Below are 17,007 nucleotides of genomic sequence, written 5' to 3'. Positions count from 1 at the left end.
GCCCACACAGATTGATAGGTTTAAATTGTTAAAGAGCTTCTCTTCGTTGTGACTTGCATCACTTCGAAAGAGGCGGCCATTCTAGCGACTTAATTCTCAGTGTCAAACACTTATTTGGAATTAATTTCTACTTTCTAAAAGTAGGAGCGAATAATCACTCAAAGCTAGTTGCCTTTACTAACATTCTGCGCTGAAGCCTTGTGGCGTCTACCGTGTCAGTGAGGCGGCATTATAGAGATGCCGCTCTCATTGGCAAGCATTAAATGTGTTTTTTATTGAAAAAAGAGGTTAAGCGGAGATATTTCAACCAAGGGCTTATTTATACCATTTTCACCCCAAGTTTCGAACAAATTACCCACAACACCTTGTGGATAACTACTCCCCGTTATCAAAAAAATAAGATAAACGAGCTCTTGGGTTTAGATACTCTCTCACTTGTTCCGGTAATTTACTTGGATGAACGGCATTGACGATTTTTATCTCTTTAATAAAGAGGTCAATAATCGGGGCTTGGGTTCTTGGCACGCTAGGATCATAGATAAGTACATTTGGATAAAGCATATGTTTAGCGTTAACGGATATCACAACCCCAATCGAATCATTTGAAAGCTGTACTACGGTTCCTGGTGGGTAGACTCCCATGAACTTAACTAATAGCCCCAAGTTATCTTGGCTATATAAATGCTTGCAGCTTTTATATAAATGGGACAGTGCCAGATACGGGATCATTTGTTGAGATTGCGTTTTACCATGGCAAAGGTTATCAAATGCATTAGCCACTGCGACTATCTTGGCAAATTCATCTATCTCATCTTCTTTTAAGCCTTCGGGATAACCAGAACCATCATTCATCTCATGATGTTGAGCAATCACCTTTTTGGCCCTTTCAGGAAAGTCATCAATTGTTGAAACAATATCTGCACCATATTTAGTGTGAAGCTTTAAGTAGTTCTCTTCTGGTACCGTAAGCGCACTCTGCTTTCTTAATATAGCGACTGGTATTTTGATTTTGCCTACATCGTGGAACAACGCTGCGAAGGAAAGATCTTTTAATTGCTGCGTATTGTAACCTTTAGCTTTACCTATCATCAGCGCGACAACAGAAACATTCAATGTATGAAAGTAGATGTCTTCAAAATCAGCTTTAGCATTCATAAGGTGCAATGTGACGTTATCATCGCTTACTAATGTTTCGACAATGTCATCAACCAGAGCTTTTACCTCCCCTACTGCATCTAAAGGTCGGTTACGGATCTTGGTCATCACAGAGCGCATTCGGGCCAGCGAACGTTCGAACTCTTTCTCGCAATGACTCACTCTGCGACGATAAGAGCTTAAAGTTTCGATACGTTCATGCTTATCTTTCCACATTCTTTCCGCTTCAAGGCTTACTTGTAAGTCAGTATCGGCTTCTTGCTCAATAACATGGTTAGCAGGTAGAGGAGATGTATCGCTTTGATTCAAGTTTATATAGACGTGCTTAATCCCAAGATGTCGAATTACCTTGACTTGGGCGTCATCTTTGATTTTGAAGCTGTTGAATAAAAATGGGTGTTCATTCCATTTTACGGGGAGTCGTATATGCAGACCGGGCTGAATGCGATCTACGGTAATCTTTATGCTGCCCATTTTTATATATAATATTGATTAATAATCTCTATTTATAATTCTAATAAAACCAAGCAGCAATTTCACTATCCAATTTCACGGGTTCAATTTAAAGAATCGCAATGCACCATCCAGCGTATCCCAAACTTATCTTCAACCTTACCAAACCGAGCGCCCCAAAAAGTATCCGCTAACGGCGTCATTACGCGTCCATCTTGCTTTAGCTTTTCAAAGATCTGTTCTTGGGTCGCGGTATCATCTGTAACAAGAGAAAGTGCTAGGTTGTTCCCTTCTAGCTCTTTTGCCTTAACACCATCAGACATCATCAGCTTCATACCAAATGCTTCGAACTCAGCATGCATGACCCAATCAGGTTGAGCTCCCTCTATTACTTGTGGTGCATCACTAAAAAGTTGCTTCGATAAAACCACACCGCCGAAACACTTATGATAAAAATCCAACGCTTCACTACAACGACCGTCAAAAAACAAGTAAGGGGTTACTGTCAGCATATCTCTCTCCTCTGTTATTTACTTAAACATAGACAATAGAAGAAGGAATGACAGGTAACAGTATGATTTAAGATGATTAATTTATTAGGAAATGAAATTACGAAGTGAAACTGCGAGATTTAGGAATGAAACAGCAAGATCTGACTGATTGGACAAGCATTCCTGCCGCTACCGCGAAGGCAACGCTTTCCAGACTCCAGATACAACAAACCCCCAACTTTCGTTGAGGCTCTATCTTAAAATATGGTACCGGTTTAGGCGGACCGATTGGACAGGCATTCCTGCCGCTACCGCGAGGCAACGTTTTCCATACTCAAGATACAACAAAGCCCCGACCATTTCTGATCAGGGCTTTATCTAAATATGGTACCGGTAGGCGGACTTGAACCGCCACGCCCGAAGGCAACGGATTTTGAATACCTCACATGGTCTTTTAACTAGCTGTATTTACTAGGATCTTGTTAGATATTAAAGACCATGAAATATGATTCTGTTGGATTTAGTTTTCAAGGTTTGAGCACGAGATAAACTAAGTAGTATCAAACCATCTTTACAGATTTATAATCTCCAAGAAGACGAAAACGACCAGCTTTGTCATTAGAGCACAAACAATAATATGACATCTCACCTCCACCATTCCATGATTGGGTTTCCGATATACCACCACTCTCACCATCAATGACCATTTTCATCCTATCTACACAGTGTGTAATGGCATGCTCACCGACCTCTATACCAATATAGTTTCTATTCATCTTATGAGCTGTCGCCGCAGCGGTACCTGAGCCTAGATATGGGTCTAGGATTAAGTCACCTTCATTAGTCGCGATTTCCAAGATTCGACCTATCAAACTCTCTGGTTTAGGTGTATCGAAAAGAGCTTTGTCAGAAAACAGCTCCTTTATATGCTTCTTGGCCTGCTTGTTAGTACCTACGTCTTCGCCAAACCAAAGAGTTTCAGGTGTAAGACTCAACTTACTATCACGAAGAAACTTTTTCCGTCTTGGAACACCATCACCTTTAACACCAAACCAGAGATTTCCCTCTTCAATCTCTTTCTCCATTCTTTGTTTATTATAAGCCCAGCACCTACCTTTAGGTGCAGTATGCTCCTTACCGTTGGGAGCAACAATGGTGTAGAACTGATTTTTAGTAGCATGTCCATCTTGCACATTGAGAGAAACTGACTGCCATGGACCTCTCGGATCATTATCAGGGTTTTTATATCTAGCCAGTTGCTCTTCTGAAGGGGGCAAAGCATTTCGGCACTTAGAGAAAGCACTTAAATCTTTCGCATAAACAAGGATATACTCGTGGTTGTTAGAAAATACTTTCCGATTTTCCCTTGTAGTTCTTTGCTGCCAAACAATCGTTGTCACAAAGTTCTTTCTACCAAAAACACGGTCGGCAACAACCTTTAGGTAGTGCATTTCATTATCGTCAATAGAGATCCATACACTACCAGTCTCTTTCATTAGAGGCTTGAATAGAAACAAAGTTTTCTCCATTTCATTCAGCCAATCCTCATGCTCAAGGTTATCTTCATAGTGGTTGTATTTATCACCATTATTATAAGGCGGATCTAGGTATATACATTGTACCGAATTTGCCTTTGACAATGACAAAAGAGGTAGCACATCCTTATTGCAACCGTGTACAATTGATCGGTTTGAAGGAGCGTCATACAACACCTTCGGAGAAACTTGCTTATTATCAGTCATGTTATCCATTAAAATCAAAGAGTTAGGCGATGCTTGAGCAGCTAAATTTAGATCCAATTCTATCATGCGATAAAATTGATGAAAGTAAAAATGACATATTCAGACCCATTCATTACCTAGGTAGCAAACTAAGAGTTCTCGAGCAAATTGACGACATAATGTCAAACCTTGCATCTAATGGGGATCACATTGTTGATCTGTTTAGCGGCTCTGGCACTGTTTCTAACTTTTTGTCCAACAAATACTCTGTCACAGCTAATGATATCCAAGAGTATTCCCGTGTAATCAACAGTGCACTACTGTGCTCTACCTCAGGCATACCAAAAGCGGAAGAATTTTTGGTGTCTTGTCGTAATTCACGCTTTCACGAACTTAGTGAAAACTGCATCACTCCACTGATTAACATCGAAACCAGCGCAATCAAAGAATCTTTTGAGGGTGATAATCGCCTTTTATGTGACATCATAGAGTCGGGCTCTATAATGGCTGGTGATGCAACAAAAGAAAGTCCTTTATATGATACATTACAGAGTGCAAAACAAAGACTAGATGATGCAAAGGTTCTTCAATCAAATAATTTCATCGCAACGAAGTATTTCGGCGGCGTCTACTTTTCATATAGACAAGCGGTCGATATTGATCTAATTGCCTACGAAATATCGTTACTTAAAAACATACCAAAAGATATATACTTAGCTGCGCTTCTTAGTACAGTGAGTGAGGTAGTTAATAGCGTAGGTAAACATTTTGCTCAACCAATTAGACCTCGATATAAAGATGGTAGACCTAAAAATAATTTGGCAAAGTCAATTTCGAAAGATAGAGAAATTGATGTAATGAGCACATATGAAAAATTTCTATTTAGATATATAGATTCTAGTTCAAAAAGATATAAGAATAGTGCTACAAGACTAGACTTTGGTGATTGTCTAAAAGAGAGTAATGATATTAAAGTGGTATATGCTGATCCTCCTTATACAAGAGATCACTACAGCCGATTCTATCATGTATTAGAAACTTTAGCGTTGCAGGACTCTCCCAACATATCTACAACTAAGATACACGGAGAGGTAAAGTACAGTCGAGGTATTTATCGCGAAAATAGACATCAGTCACCTTTTTGCATTCGCTCTAAAGCACCAAATGCATTTGAGAGACTGTTTTCTCTTACAAGAAACTCTGGTGCCTCTCTAATATTATCTTACTCTCCATTTAGCAACGAGAGTAAGACACATCCTAGAGTAATGGATATTGATACCATTAACAAATTAGGTAAAAAATACTTTTCCAATATTGATTGCATTAGTGCTGGAGAATTACGTCATAGCAAATTAAATCACTCTTCAAAGCATTTAGAAGCTTCTGACGAAGCTGAGTTATTTCTTATCTTCAAATAATAATATGTAGAGTTGGCACATAGTACAGTCAAATATGTGCCAACTCTACCTAACTCACATCTCATCACCGATCAATGAGAATAAAAACTCACCTTCTGGCAAAGCATCAACAATAACATCTTCATTAGTTATAAAGCGCCTTTTTTTATTACCCTTAACTTCCACATTCTGTTCCAATAAATCTTTCAACTCATCATAGTAGTTATCAGTAGGCATTTTAAATACATATCTATAAGTTCTTGTTCCTATTTCAACAAAGACACCTATAGGTTGACCGTCTTCTCCACCTCTCCCTTTCGGAGCGTCTAGTTCAAAATTAAAGTTTGTACTTACAAGTTTGATAACAGGAGGTCGAACCTCTGTAGCATCCACACTTCCATCGTCACTTATCTTCTGAAAGTAATGATCTTTTTGCTCACCATCGATATCAATTTGAAAATAGGTTTCAAATAATTCTTTACCGAAATTAACCTGACTATAAGCATTTGCACCAGTTCGTCCTTTCGGCCACTCCAAGAGTAAGACCCGCTCATTCTTAATATAATGCTCACCTGAGGGTTTTATAACTTCAGGAGTAAAGCTTTCGACTTGCTCATCGGAATGAGATTTACGTGCAGTTCGTCTGAACTTATTATTCTTTACTCTCTCAGTGACAAGATCTTCACCTAAATCAAGAAGAAAGTTAGCGTGGCCATTAATCCAAGAGTCCCAATACAACATTGTATCTTCAAACTTTCTACCTGTAATATGATCAACATAGTAAGCTTCCCAATTATCCCTTAGCCCCCTCGTTGTCAGGTTTCCAGAACCAGTAATAATACTACCTTGTTCATCTCCTTTTTTAACCCACAGAAACTTAGGATGAAACAAACGCCCCTTGTTGTTATGATAGAAAGCCTTTACAGTTAAGTTGGGATAGCTAGCTTGATATTCTAAGAGTACGGATACTGCATTTTGGTTGGTGATCTCATCGATCCCTACAATAAGTAAAAATGGTCCTTTCTCGATAAATTGTCTAAATTCTTCACTACCGAGTAATAGGTCAACGCCATCTTTTGACGCAAAAGCAAATGCTCCGCCACCTGCTTCAGCATTTTCCATTACTTTCAGGATTGACTCGTGTAGAACGTGTTGACTAAAACCATTAGGATCTTGAATGCAGAAGGTCATTGTTAATACTCCATAGCAAATGCACATATCTGCATAATATTGCATCCACAAGCAATATCAACCCCTTACCTAAAGTTCTAATTGTCAAAATAGTAGGAGTAACCGCTTGTGTGATCTCACAACAGTAGAGTGCTTCTTTAATTGACTAACTCAATAGACAAAAATTCTACCCCTTCCTTTGTATCTGTCTTTCTTAGCGACAATATCCAACCATCAAATTGATCAACAAACCTTATCTTCGGCAAATCATACTTAACTGATACCTCATCAATCGACAGATTCTCAATCTCACCTTTGTTCTTAGCACGACGAGCCTTGTCATTCAGCGAAGTAACAGCCTTACTTAAATCCCCACCAGCAACCAGTGCAGGATTAGAAAGCAACAAATGACGCGCAGAAGGGTAGAGCTTACCTTGATAGAACATCGGCTTAGATTGACCTTTCAACTTCTCACGCTCGGCGTGCGAACCAGACAATGCCTCCTCTACGCCAATGCAAGCCTTCATGCGATTCATCAGCGTACTTTGTGCCACACCAAGCTCTTTAGCAGCCTGACGCATACTTGGGTACTCTGTGCCGTCTATAACAACTTTCTTGCGGTAATCGCCTTTAGGGCGTGCTTCCAGTTCAAGAGCTTGCTCTAGTGTCCAGCCGAACTTGGTAACGCGCTCATTAACCAATTTGGGGTTTAAGCCATAGTGACGCGCAGCAGCTGTGCGAGAGGTGAATGTAAGACCTTCTACGGTCAATGTTTCGGTGTTTTTCATCGGTATTATTCCTGTAATTCAGATAGTCAAAACCCTACAGGAGCCGAGAGGACAAGCCTCTCAGCCCTGTAGGGCTACTTAATTTCTAATTAGAATGGTGCGCCGTTATCTGCTGGTTGCTCACCAGAGTTCAGTTTCACTTTATTGCCTAGCTTTTCATACAGAGCCAACATAGGTTCGATAACTTCACGATGAGCAACAGGCTTATCGTATGAATTAACCCAACCACGTTCGCGGTATCTAGGAGCCCATTCATTCAGAGTGACAAGCACCGAATCATCAATACCCCAAACTTCGACACTATTCACACCACCATTTATTGCGTTATCAGCATACTGAATTGCTGCATGAGCCAGCTCTAGATATTTCAGCTTGGCAGTAGCACCAGAACTCAGAGCAACAATCTCACTCTTTCCATCAGAGCCTGTAATGGTTGAATCGGCATTCTTACCACCGAAGTAGCAAGTTAGTACTCGCTTAGTTGCCTTAGCTGGCTTCACTTCTAAACTGTCAGTGGTAATTCCCAGTAATTGCATAGCAGTAGGCTTCTTATGATATGGGTTACGTTTTCCACGTTTAGGTTTGTTAAACTTTAATCGGCTATCACGCTCTTTAATCTTTTCAAGTAGATAAACCTCAGCTTCAGCATAAGTATTGAATTTACGATTATGACCACCCGGTTCATTGTCATAGATCTCTTTAGCTTCTTCATGTGAAGTGACAATCGCAGCAAGCTTATTGTTAAATGCAGCATAATATTTAGTTTTAGACATAACTGGTCCTATATTTTTCAAGATCACCACGACGTTGTGGCATCATCGATTTAACTAGATTTTTTAGGGGTATTGAGTTGGAGAGGAGCCCTTTAGAATTAAGCGTAAACCGATCAGGTTTTGATCGTAGCCACCATCTCGCAAGGGGTTTCAGGGGAAGCATTAGCAGTAAAAGGTACGAAAATGTTTGATATCTCCATTACTGCTTAAATTTGAGATGTCATATCCCCTATTATCTCCCCTACGGTCAAACTCAACACATAAAGAAAAAGCCCTTTGAAAAAGGGCTTTCGATAGGTCAATATTTACGATCTCAACGGGCGTTGAGAGCTTCTCGTAGTGAGGAACGAGATTCAGGGTCGAAGAGGATTTCAACTTCGAAGTCAGGAAACTTCGAGACTATTAAGCGAGCTAACTTGGTAGTCAGCTCAGTCATCGGTACAGCGCCTTCAATCAATTTGGCGTTCTTAGCACTACGAACTGCGGTCGCTTTGGTTGGATACCCAATATCAGTCATCCACTCAGCTAATGCTTTGGCGGTAATCTGTTTCTTATTCATACCACCTTGCTCTTGAGCGTAGAACCGCAAGAATAAGCGTGCCATCAAAGTGTCTGAGGTCTCATCAACCTTTAAACGAACATCCTTGTGACTGGTACTTTCTGCCATTACCAAGCGATCTTGCCACGAACACCAATCATCAAAATCTTTTAGAACATGAGACTTACGCCAGCGATCAAAACGCAATCGCGTAAACAACATTTCATCCAACGACTTGTGCGGCTTGGTTTCAAGTGCGATATGTTGACGTCCTTTCACGTCAACCATCACCGGATTCAACATTTCTCGTTTCTGGTCGAACTCCATGTTCAGATAGATAGACCGCTTCTCAAGCATCAAATCCTTATGCTCTAAAAAGCGCATCCGGTTCGGTGTTAGGTAGCTACCATCAACTTTGTCACCGGGCTTTCGGGTGAGATACTTGTTCACCATGTAAGCACTTTGGTCAGAAACCATCGGAGCGACCTTAACGCCACCTTTCGCCAGTATCGGCTCAAAACCTTCACTTTCGATAACCGTATATTGAGCACGAGTTTTCGCACCAATTAATTGCTCAGCTTGATGCTTTAACTCCAACACTTCACCTTTAGATGGATCAATACGATGGTAAAGGTCACGGAACCGCCGACAAATAACACCATTGAGATCAATCTCATCCAACTCTGTATTGGTTAAGAACCCATCCGTTGTAACAGACACTACGACCTTATCATCGGGGATACTATGTAACATTTCCCCCAATAAGGCACGAGCAAGCCCTGTGGTATAGGCAGCAAAGAAAGGGTTGGTTAGAGTGGATGGTGGTAACTGCTTAGAATAGCCAGCTTGGATATCAAACGCGGTCTTCGGACGCAATGACTGCGCCAATTTTCCGTAACAACTATTCAACATTTCCTTGGTCAATTTTTCGTCAAAACTTCCTTTGACGAATGACTTTCTACGTTCTCGACCCCACTTCATAAATGGCTCAAAGATACGCTTATCATTCGCCCAAGGAACTACAAATGCTTGTTTTATAGTTATTTCAGCCCCTTGGTTATAGGCGACTTCAAGTTCATGACCTGTACAATACGTCTCGCCAGATATTGGAAATACCAATCCATAGTCAGATCGCACGGCTAAGCTTGGCAAACGAGTCCCTTCAGGAAAGGAAAAATCAACCCAAGCCAAAGCACATTTATCACCAAATAACTCATTAAGATCTTTGGTCATGTACATCTGATCGTATGCAAGCTCACGCAAACCAAGCGTAATCGCCGAATAACACGATGGAACATCGTAATCACGCCAAGTATCTATACCTGTCGGGCCAGCAATAAATGATTCATTTCGACCTCCATGGTAAGCCATGGTCGAAAAATGCTCTAATGTCATACGAGCCGTTACAGGAATATCCCGTGTAATGGTTAGCGGTTTACTTCGGTCAGAAGGCCACACTTCTTTAGTCACCTTCTCAAAGCCAAACAAACCACGATAACCGCGCTTATCATCCAAGCTATTCACAAAGGCTTTAACGGCAATACCACCAATGGTAAACGGAACCGAATTTAGACCGAGTGTATTTTGACAGAAGGAAGAAACCCGCTCGAAATGACGAGCACTGATAATTGAATCAGTTATTGCATACTCAGCAAATTTCTCCGGTTGTGCTTCCAGAAACTCATCCATTCGAGAGATAGAGTACTGCTCTGGAATTTCTACCTTTGGAATCTTCAATAGCTCTCCGACAGAGGCTAGTGACGATCCATTGGGCGAAAGCAACATGGTGTCGTAGAACGTGATATACAAGGTGTGTCGGTTGCGGGATTTGTCATGAACATTGAGAGGCTCTTTATCAATGCGACGTGACATGACTTTGTCCAGATCAAGACCATAAACATCATCAAGGCTCGCTACCGTCTTACGCAACCCTTTTACGTAGGTCTTTAACTGATCAAAGGCTTGGCTGAAGTTAAACAAATCCGCCGATAACCAGTGAGCACACAAAATGATGTCAGTCGGCCACTTATCAAGTACTTCATCTTCCATCGCTTTTTCAATAGCCTGAACCAAGCATTTGTCCAGTGCTAGTCGTCCTGACTTTTTAGTCGATTCAGGAAACAAGATTATCGTTGATAGTTTGTCCTTGAATAGAACAGCAAATTGGTAGCTCAATATACGGTTGTAGGTTCCGCATTCAGACTCTACATACTCAGTATCCATGGCTATCACGGGGCGATCAAAGAACGGTGTCGCTTTTCGCTTTTTGCGCTTGGTTTGTTTCTTCTTTTTGGGTTTGCGCCCCACCAGCGGTTTAGCTTTGCGCTTAACGCTATCAAAAGAAGTGGGCTCACTCGGTTGAGCTTCATCCCAAGAACTTGCCGCCTCTTCCTCAGTCCAACCTGATGTTGCTAGGTTATCCATACTTAAGTCAGAAGCCTGCTCTAACCAATCAAAACTTTCACTCATTAGGTTTACTCCAGATACGCAAAAAGATGCCCGAAGGCATCTTTTAGAAAGGGTTAAAGATAGGTTTTATCGATACTCTGACCACTTCACTGTTGGTAAATCCTTACCTTCAGAGAACGCTATCAGTGCATCAACAATCGCATCTCGCAAACCATCTAGATCTGAATATTCTTCGGGAGTGAACATCGCTAAGAGGTTATCGCTATTCATCGCTGTAATCAGAAGCGCACCGGACTTACCTGAAATGAAAGCATTAGAGATTGCACTTGCGTGAATCCAACCGCCGCTTTCCAACATTAAGCACTTACCTTTCTCTGGCTTCACCGCTTTTAAGATCTTATCGAATAGCTCACCAACCTGATCACCAGACTCGTTAATAATCAAATTACAAGTCTTGTCCAAAACCACTAAACGATCATCAGACGGCAATACTGTTTTGCCATTAGCCACATTCGCGACACCAGATCTTGTTTTTACAAACATTGCGTTCATTTTTCTTTTCCTTCTAAAAATTGAATTGTTAAAGAACAGCGAAGAAGCTCGCTGCCCCCTCAAAACAAGCAAGCGAGAGAACCGCTGCGTTGCTGAGGTACATATTAGAGATGAAAGAAAGCATTCAACTAAGAAGGGAATCGAGTCGATAAGCCACAAAACAATTAACCCACCGATCAAAAAAACAGTGAAGCTTAAGCGCAGAACCTAAGTCACGAAAGGAGCTAGAAGAAATATCACTCGTCAAGGCTGTGATAGTAAAAAGATCAAGGTTAGGTACACTTTTGTTTGATTTTTATAAGTGCGCACTAAAAAGCCCAAAGACGCCCTAACGGACGCCTTTGGGCTTTTATCTGTATTGAGAGATATTGTTGTGTTAATGCATTGTCATCTCTTTTTCCCAACGCTCAACCTCACTACGCAAGAAGCGTACACTACGACCTATGCGCATCACTGGCGGTAAACTCTTAGGGTTACGAGTCACATTGGTTCGGACAGTTGCAGGGTTTAAGCCGTACATTTCAGCAAATTCTTCAATAGTTATTACTCTGGACATATCGAACTCCTTAATCGATTTGTAAGTTAGGTAGCATAGCGTCAACGGTCTGCTGAGAGGCTTGCGCTAGATGAGTGTTTTGGTAATAAGCGTAACGCTCGGTAACACTCACATTGGAATGACCAAGACTTTGCTGAACGAGTCGAATGTCGTTCGTTACATGCAACATTTGAGTCGCTTGAGTTCTACGAAGATCGTGGATAGTAAAAGCCGCTTCTAGACAACCTTCTTGCTTCATGGCTTGCTGAATGCGTTCCATACAAGCGCGCGGATAGGCAATGTGCTCACCTTGGTTCTTTAACGAGGGGAACACCCAATCATTAAAAGAAACCTTGAGGCACTTTCGGACAAGACGTTGTGCAGGCTCAGAGAAATAAATTCGCTGCGATTTACCGGATTTAGTCATCGGCAATAAAGCAGACGATAGATCGTTAGCTAACATGGAACGAGAAAGACTAATGACGTTACCAATACGCATACCAGTTAACAGACTAAGCATCAACGCATAGGCATGAATGAAGTTAGGCTCAGCACACGCATGACGACAAAAGCTTTCCATCTCTATAGAGGACAACACTCGGTCTTTCTGGTTATTCTCCACCAGCTTTTTAATACCCTTTACTGGACTTTTGTCGATAATTTCATGGTCAACTGTCATCGAGAAAAATTTCGATAAGAAGGCGTGATAACGGTTAATGGACCCATTACTTAAGTCAGTAAGTGAATTGAGAAACCGTTCAACATCACGACGAGTCACGTCCGTAACACGCTCTTTACCAAACGCAGCCATTACGCGTTTAGAGCGAGATAAGAAGGTCTTAGAATCACGGTGGTGGTTACGGCTGTATGGAAGCACAACGTCATCAAAGAACTGTTGAACCGTCAAACGCGCCCCCTTCTGGTATGCCCCAGATTGAACATCAGCGATAAATTGGTAAGCCAACTGATTGAATTCAGCAAACTTCATTTCGGGGCAAGTCCCAAACGACTCGTAATAACGCTTTCCCTTCCAGCCAAAGCGAACTATCCAGCGCATACTCTTCGCTGTCACAAGTACGCGCAATCGGGGGTTTTTCTTCCAAGGATACTCAATACCTTGCTCGCCCTTAGCAGGACGAGGCAACGCATTGAGTACCTTCTTGTTCATTTCTATCGGTGTAGTGCTCACAATATCTCACTCCATATAAGTAAATCGTGAGCACTAAGTTATTGTTTTCGCTATCTTGAAAGTTTCGGATGAGGTAGCGCATCCAATAACCCACAACGCCACCATTGAAGTAAAAACCTAGGAGACATAAGAGGATAAGAAAGAGTAAAGTACTCGACAAGGAACACATTTGTTTGATTTGACATGCCAAGAAAAAAGACTTACTACATCGATAAGATCATCAATCTACATATTCATCGCGATAGCCTAAAGACATCTCATCAAAAACATGAGCTGATTGAGACGCTTAAAGACCTACTCGGTTTAAGTTTCGATAAGGTCACCAACCAACTCTCCCTCGCTTGTGCTAAGGCAGGTATCAATGCACGTTTTACAAACAAATCTGCACATTCTTTGTTCGTAAAAAAGCACTCCGTAAAACCGGCTATCGATCAACTCGATAATACAATTGATATCCACATCGCTATCAACAAAAACAATATTGTCGAAGATTACCCGTACCGTCCACTCGCCGTAAAGCCGTTCAAGAAAAGTGAGGATGAAACGCGAAATACACAGGCTGAAATGTACGAGAAAATTAATGATAATCATGCCAAAGCATACACGCATGTCCCGGTAACGTTTTCTATCAAGAGTACCCTGTTCCCACTATGGTACGAGATGAACCAAGCATTTATCGCCAAAGTGAATGAACTGGCCAATGACGAGACGAAGTACGAAGATGAGTGCTTAGAGATCATCTTGCAAATACTCCAAAGTTACTCGCCAGCAAATGAAAAGCACCTAATTGAACCGACCAAAAGATGGTTCCGTAAGAACATAAGCAAGGATTCCGTACTGCCCAAAACAAAGAACAAACCTTTTCATGCGGCTTTGTTCACTACGATAGCCACAGGTAAGATTGAAGAAGATCCGATAGAAATGACTTTGCTGCTCAAGCCCTACAACCACATCGGCTATATCCCTTGCAAATTACACCTACGGGACAACCCATTCTTCGAAAGTGACAAGCTTAAACACGACGAATACAAGTACACCCTTGGTATACAGAAAGAGGCTAAGGTTTGTACGCTCTACATAGACTTCAAAGACAAAGACGGTGACCGTTGTCGTTATGCCTTAAAGCTCAAGCAAGAGATTAGACAGATCAACACGCCCTTCGGAAGTACGCCAGTATTCAAGCCTGATTATGTATGGAATGAGAAACTTCCAGATAAGGAATACTTGATAGTGAAAGAAGCCCCCCTATCAAGCACACAAGTAAACATCGTTTCCAAAACAGGTGGGACTGATACTCGCAACATTGAGCTTACTTGGTATCAGTTTCATGAGCGGCTATCGGTGTTCAATCTAAAGCAGCGCAAAGACCTCATACTTGCAGAAGTAGATAGCGACAGTGATATACCGATGATCGAGGTAACGGATGGTAGTGCGAATTTGGAGTGTTATTAATTCCCCAACGGCCTAAGAGATCACAGGGGAAAAAGCCCAATGAGATAAGGGAAAGCCAAAAACACAAATTACGATAAAGAAAAAAGTAGAGGAAAAACCACCTCTACTTTTTTCATTAGAGAACGTCTAACTCATCCAGAACACCACCGATTAAAGCTCCACTGACAAACCCGATTGCACCACCAAGGACAACACCTTGAGGCCCAAACCTAGCACCTAGAGCCGTCCCGTACTGTGCTCCCTTCAATCCAGTTGAAACGCTAGGCTTAAACCAACGCTGCTGAGAGTTAGAATGAAAATGTGTTTTCGCCATAATGTTTTTCCTTTCCTCGAGAAATCGAAAAGGGCGATACCTCTCGATATCGCCCTTGGATAATTACGATTACTATCTAATGAGAGTGACCGCACACCTGACAGCTACCATCATCATAAGCACGCTCACCACATGCCGGACAAGTTGTAACGAGTGTTGTTATTGATTTAATCGCCATTTAAAGGCTCCTTCTTGTTGGTTGATTGAGTGTTGCGGAGCTCATTGATACCTCAGCCTAGAGAGTTCCAATTTCGAAACTGAGATATCGAGAGCCAAGCTCCGCAACAAACCTTATTGTGCTTTACCTTTCGGGGTGTCTGAGCCGCATAGAGTCGCATCAGTGACATGACCATTCATTGTTCCGCAGACATCGGCTTTCCATTGCACGATGACACCGTAAGATGATGTGTTCTGAATACCTGCTTTACCATTCCATTGTGGCTCTAGCAGTTCTTTCATTTTTGAGATATCGCCCGGATTACCACCGAACGTGCCACCTGCGAATACTGAAGGTGCGAATAGCGAAGTTAGACCGAGCAGGATGATTGATTTTTTCATTTTTTGTTTTTCCTTAATGGTGAATAAGCCTCAAGCTCGCAGCCTTTGTTGACTTATTGATTGTTAGAATAAAGGGGGTTAAGGACAGGGTGTGTCCAGCAAGATGAAATTGATTGAATATTTTGTATAGCCGTTGCTCCACCTAGGTTGATGAAAGCTATGCCAGTTCTTAGTGCGTAACGAATTGAAAGATTTAAAAATCTAACGGACACAACCCGTCCAATAGGTTCGTTACGATATTGAGATGAATGATAAGAGCGAAAAACTAGCCCTAAGACTTGGAGATATACTGACTCGGTTATACCGAGGTGAAGTGCTATCTATAAGTTGGCTAATGGAAGAATACGGTGTGAGTGAAAAGACCTTACGCCGAGACTTCAATCAGCGATTGGTCAGTGCTCCTATCATGAAAACAGAACATGGCTATCAGTTAGAAAGTCAACTTAGCTCAAGCATAACAACCACCCAGCGTGTTCTTGATGAATCAGGATTATCAAGTCTGCTTCCACCAAAGCACAATATCAGTACCTCAGCTTCAACCATCCTATTCAAGAATCCACGTATCGAAGACACTCACAAGTTTGATGGTGTCTTTACTCAGATAAATAGTGCGATTACCTCTAGAGCTATCATTGACCTTACCTACCAAGGTCGCCTGATAACTCAGGTACATCCATACCGATTGGTGAATGACAGGGGGATCTGGTACCTCAGTGGAGTAATGTCAGATCAGCTATATTCGTACCGCCTTGCTAAGGTTTCCCAGATTCACACCACCGAAGATAAATACTATCCAGAACCAAAGGTACTAGAGAACATCCGTAGAGTGGGAATGGAGTGGTTAACAGCTGAAAATGCAGATGTGTTATTACAGATTGATGCTGAGGTAGCTTCACATTTTATTGATGGTGTTATTCTCCCCAATCAGCAAGTATTGAAAGAGCTTCCTGATGGTAGCTTGTTAGTTACCAGTCGAGTCTCAAAGTTGGGCGATATCATGCCGATTTTAAAACAATGGATGCCACACATAGAGGTTCTTTCACCTACCACTTTGAAACTTGAGTTAATGCGTGAGTTGTATGCCTCACTGGATAGACTTTAACTAAAACTCAGCTTTAACTCAGAATTTTTAACAACCTATTAGGTGCACTCTTGGTGCCTAATTAGGAACAGATGCCCATGAAGAATTTCAGGGTAAATTACATTTCTAATCAACTCCCTATACGCATCCTAGAGAAAACGACCTTAACGGTTCCTATTGCTTCCACATAGCAATAGGAAACTATCTGACAATAAGACTCAAAGAACATTGCCATGCAGTAATAAATATCTACGAAACAAACTATAACCCTTGAAAATCAGTAGATTAGCACCCATTACAATAGCTTATTAAATTAATAAGTTAGGAAATGACAATAATGACTCAATTCAACAAAGAAGATTGGCTATTAAATGGTTGTACTAGGGCGTGTTGATCTTTCGTGAGTGTTTTTTGAACAGCATGGTAAAGAGT

General features: G+C 41.4%; 15 protein-coding genes. 3 read left to right on the top strand and 12 right to left on the bottom strand.

Annotated features, from left to right (window positions below):
• Positions 1-375 precede the first annotated feature (375 nt).
• From ACED45_RS22120 to ACED45_RS22110, 3 genes are all read right to left on the bottom strand, one after another.
• Complete coding sequence (locus ACED45_RS22120; RefSeq protein ID WP_055318946.1) at positions 376-1,629, bottom strand: HD-GYP domain-containing protein; 1,254 nt, start codon at positions 1,627-1,629, stop codon at positions 376-378.
• An 83-nt stretch (positions 1,630-1,712) separates the two neighbouring features.
• The gene (locus tag ACED45_RS22115; RefSeq protein ID WP_102431395.1) at positions 1,713-2,120 is read right to left on the bottom strand and encodes a VOC family protein; all 408 of its coding nucleotides are present in this window, start codon (positions 2,118-2,120) and stop codon (positions 1,713-1,715) included.
• A gap of 539 nt (positions 2,121-2,659) precedes the next feature.
• Complete coding sequence (locus tag ACED45_RS22110; RefSeq protein WP_371715021.1) at positions 2,660-3,850, bottom strand: site-specific DNA-methyltransferase; 1,191 nt, start codon at positions 3,848-3,850, stop codon at positions 2,660-2,662.
• 20 nt (positions 3,851-3,870) lie between these two features.
• Between ACED45_RS22110 and ACED45_RS22105 the strand changes: the two genes are divergently transcribed.
• Positions 3,871-5,238, top strand: a complete 1,368-nt coding sequence (locus ACED45_RS22105; protein ID WP_371715020.1) for a DNA adenine methylase — start codon at positions 3,871-3,873, stop codon at positions 5,236-5,238.
• A gap of 54 nt (positions 5,239-5,292) precedes the next feature.
• Here ACED45_RS22105 and ACED45_RS22100 read toward each other — a convergent pair whose 3' ends face one another.
• From ACED45_RS22100 to ACED45_RS22070, 7 genes are all read right to left on the bottom strand, one after another.
• Positions 5,293-6,408: a phospholipase D family protein gene (locus ACED45_RS22100; RefSeq protein ID WP_371715019.1), complete on the bottom strand. Its 1,116-nt coding sequence runs from the start codon at positions 6,406-6,408 to the stop codon at positions 5,293-5,295.
• Between the two features lie 137 nt (positions 6,409-6,545).
• Entirely contained in the window at positions 6,546-7,175 is a 630-nt protein-coding gene (locus tag ACED45_RS22095; protein ID WP_371715018.1) for a hypothetical protein, read from the bottom strand.
• An 89-nt stretch (positions 7,176-7,264) separates the two neighbouring features.
• Positions 7,265-7,948, bottom strand: coding sequence for a hypothetical protein (locus ACED45_RS22090; RefSeq protein WP_371715017.1), 684 nt, complete (start codon positions 7,946-7,948; stop codon positions 7,265-7,267).
• Between the two features lie 313 nt (positions 7,949-8,261).
• On the bottom strand, positions 8,262-10,955 hold the full coding sequence (locus ACED45_RS22085) for a hypothetical protein (protein ID WP_371715016.1): 2,694 nt from the start codon (positions 10,953-10,955) through the stop codon (positions 8,262-8,264).
• 66 nt (positions 10,956-11,021) lie between these two features.
• A complete protein-coding gene (locus tag ACED45_RS22080) occupies positions 11,022-11,447 on the bottom strand; it encodes a hypothetical protein (RefSeq protein WP_371715015.1) in 426 nt (141 codons plus the stop codon).
• Positions 11,448-11,823: 376 nt separating this feature from the next.
• Positions 11,824-12,003, bottom strand: coding sequence for a helix-turn-helix domain-containing protein (locus ACED45_RS22075; protein ID WP_076675770.1), 180 nt, complete (start codon positions 12,001-12,003; stop codon positions 11,824-11,826).
• Between the two features lie 10 nt (positions 12,004-12,013).
• Positions 12,014-13,171: a tyrosine-type recombinase/integrase gene (locus ACED45_RS22070; RefSeq protein WP_371715014.1), complete on the bottom strand. Its 1,158-nt coding sequence runs from the start codon at positions 13,169-13,171 to the stop codon at positions 12,014-12,016.
• Between the two features lie 183 nt (positions 13,172-13,354).
• Between ACED45_RS22070 and ACED45_RS22065 the strand changes: the two genes are divergently transcribed.
• On the top strand, positions 13,355-14,623 hold the full coding sequence (locus tag ACED45_RS22065; protein WP_371715013.1) for a hypothetical protein: 1,269 nt from the start codon (positions 13,355-13,357) through the stop codon (positions 14,621-14,623).
• Between the two features lie 115 nt (positions 14,624-14,738).
• Here the strand turns inward: ACED45_RS22065 and ACED45_RS22060 are convergent, their stop codons facing one another.
• The gene (locus ACED45_RS22060) at positions 14,739-14,936 is read right to left on the bottom strand and encodes a hypothetical protein (RefSeq protein WP_016796239.1); all 198 of its coding nucleotides are present in this window, start codon (positions 14,934-14,936) and stop codon (positions 14,739-14,741) included.
• A gap of 291 nt (positions 14,937-15,227) precedes the next feature.
• Complete coding sequence (locus tag ACED45_RS22055) at positions 15,228-15,494, bottom strand: hypothetical protein (protein ID WP_371715012.1); 267 nt, start codon at positions 15,492-15,494, stop codon at positions 15,228-15,230.
• A 244-nt stretch (positions 15,495-15,738) separates the two neighbouring features.
• On the opposite strand from ACED45_RS22055, the gene ACED45_RS22050 reads away from it, so the two are divergent.
• Positions 15,739-16,596: a helix-turn-helix transcriptional regulator gene (locus ACED45_RS22050; RefSeq protein ID WP_371715011.1), complete on the top strand. Its 858-nt coding sequence runs from the start codon at positions 15,739-15,741 to the stop codon at positions 16,594-16,596.
• Positions 16,597-17,007 lie beyond the last annotated feature (411 nt).

It is taken from the genome of Vibrio crassostreae, assembly GCF_041439375.1.
Lineage (GTDB): Bacteria > Pseudomonadota > Gammaproteobacteria > Enterobacterales > Vibrionaceae > Vibrio > Vibrio crassostreae_D.
The sequence above is the reverse complement of the archived record's forward strand: the minus strand, read 5'-3'. Positions and strand labels throughout refer to the sequence as shown.

What these genes read in the sequence shown, in the direction of transcription:
- ACED45_RS22115 (WP_102431395.1), bottom strand. Translation starts at nt 2,120, where the DNA reads ATGCTGACAGTAACCCCTTACTTGTTTTTTGACGGTCGTTGTAGTGAA.
- ACED45_RS22055 (WP_371715012.1), bottom strand. Translation starts at nt 15,494, where the DNA reads ATGAAAAAATCAATCATCCTGCTCGGTCTAACTTCGCTATTCGCACCT.
- ACED45_RS22075 (WP_076675770.1), bottom strand. Translation starts at nt 12,003, where the DNA reads ATGTCCAGAGTAATAACTATTGAAGAATTTGCTGAAATGTACGGCTTA.
- ACED45_RS22090 (WP_371715017.1), bottom strand. Translation starts at nt 7,948, where the DNA reads ATGTCTAAAACTAAATATTATGCTGCATTTAACAATAAGCTTGCTGCG.
- ACED45_RS22100 (WP_371715019.1), bottom strand. Translation starts at nt 6,408, where the DNA reads ATGACCTTCTGCATTCAAGATCCTAATGGTTTTAGTCAACACGTTCTA.
- ACED45_RS22095 (WP_371715018.1), bottom strand. Translation starts at nt 7,175, where the DNA reads ATGAAAAACACCGAAACATTGACCGTAGAAGGTCTTACATTCACCTCT.
- ACED45_RS22085 (WP_371715016.1), bottom strand. Translation starts at nt 10,955, where the DNA reads ATGAGTGAAAGTTTTGATTGGTTAGAGCAGGCTTCTGACTTAAGTATG.
- ACED45_RS22050 (WP_371715011.1), top strand. Translation starts at nt 15,739, where the DNA reads ATGAATGATAAGAGCGAAAAACTAGCCCTAAGACTTGGAGATATACTG.
- ACED45_RS22065 (WP_371715013.1), top strand. Translation starts at nt 13,355, where the DNA reads ATGCCAAGAAAAAAGACTTACTACATCGATAAGATCATCAATCTACAT.
- ACED45_RS22120 (WP_055318946.1), bottom strand. Translation starts at nt 1,629, where the DNA reads ATGGGCAGCATAAAGATTACCGTAGATCGCATTCAGCCCGGTCTGCAT.
- ACED45_RS22105 (WP_371715020.1), top strand. Translation starts at nt 3,871, where the DNA reads ATGCTTGAGCAGCTAAATTTAGATCCAATTCTATCATGCGATAAAATT.
- ACED45_RS22080 (WP_371715015.1), bottom strand. Translation starts at nt 11,447, where the DNA reads ATGAACGCAATGTTTGTAAAAACAAGATCTGGTGTCGCGAATGTGGCT.
- ACED45_RS22060 (WP_016796239.1), bottom strand. Translation starts at nt 14,936, where the DNA reads ATGGCGAAAACACATTTTCATTCTAACTCTCAGCAGCGTTGGTTTAAG.
- ACED45_RS22110 (WP_371715021.1), bottom strand. Translation starts at nt 3,850, where the DNA reads ATGGATAACATGACTGATAATAAGCAAGTTTCTCCGAAGGTGTTGTAT.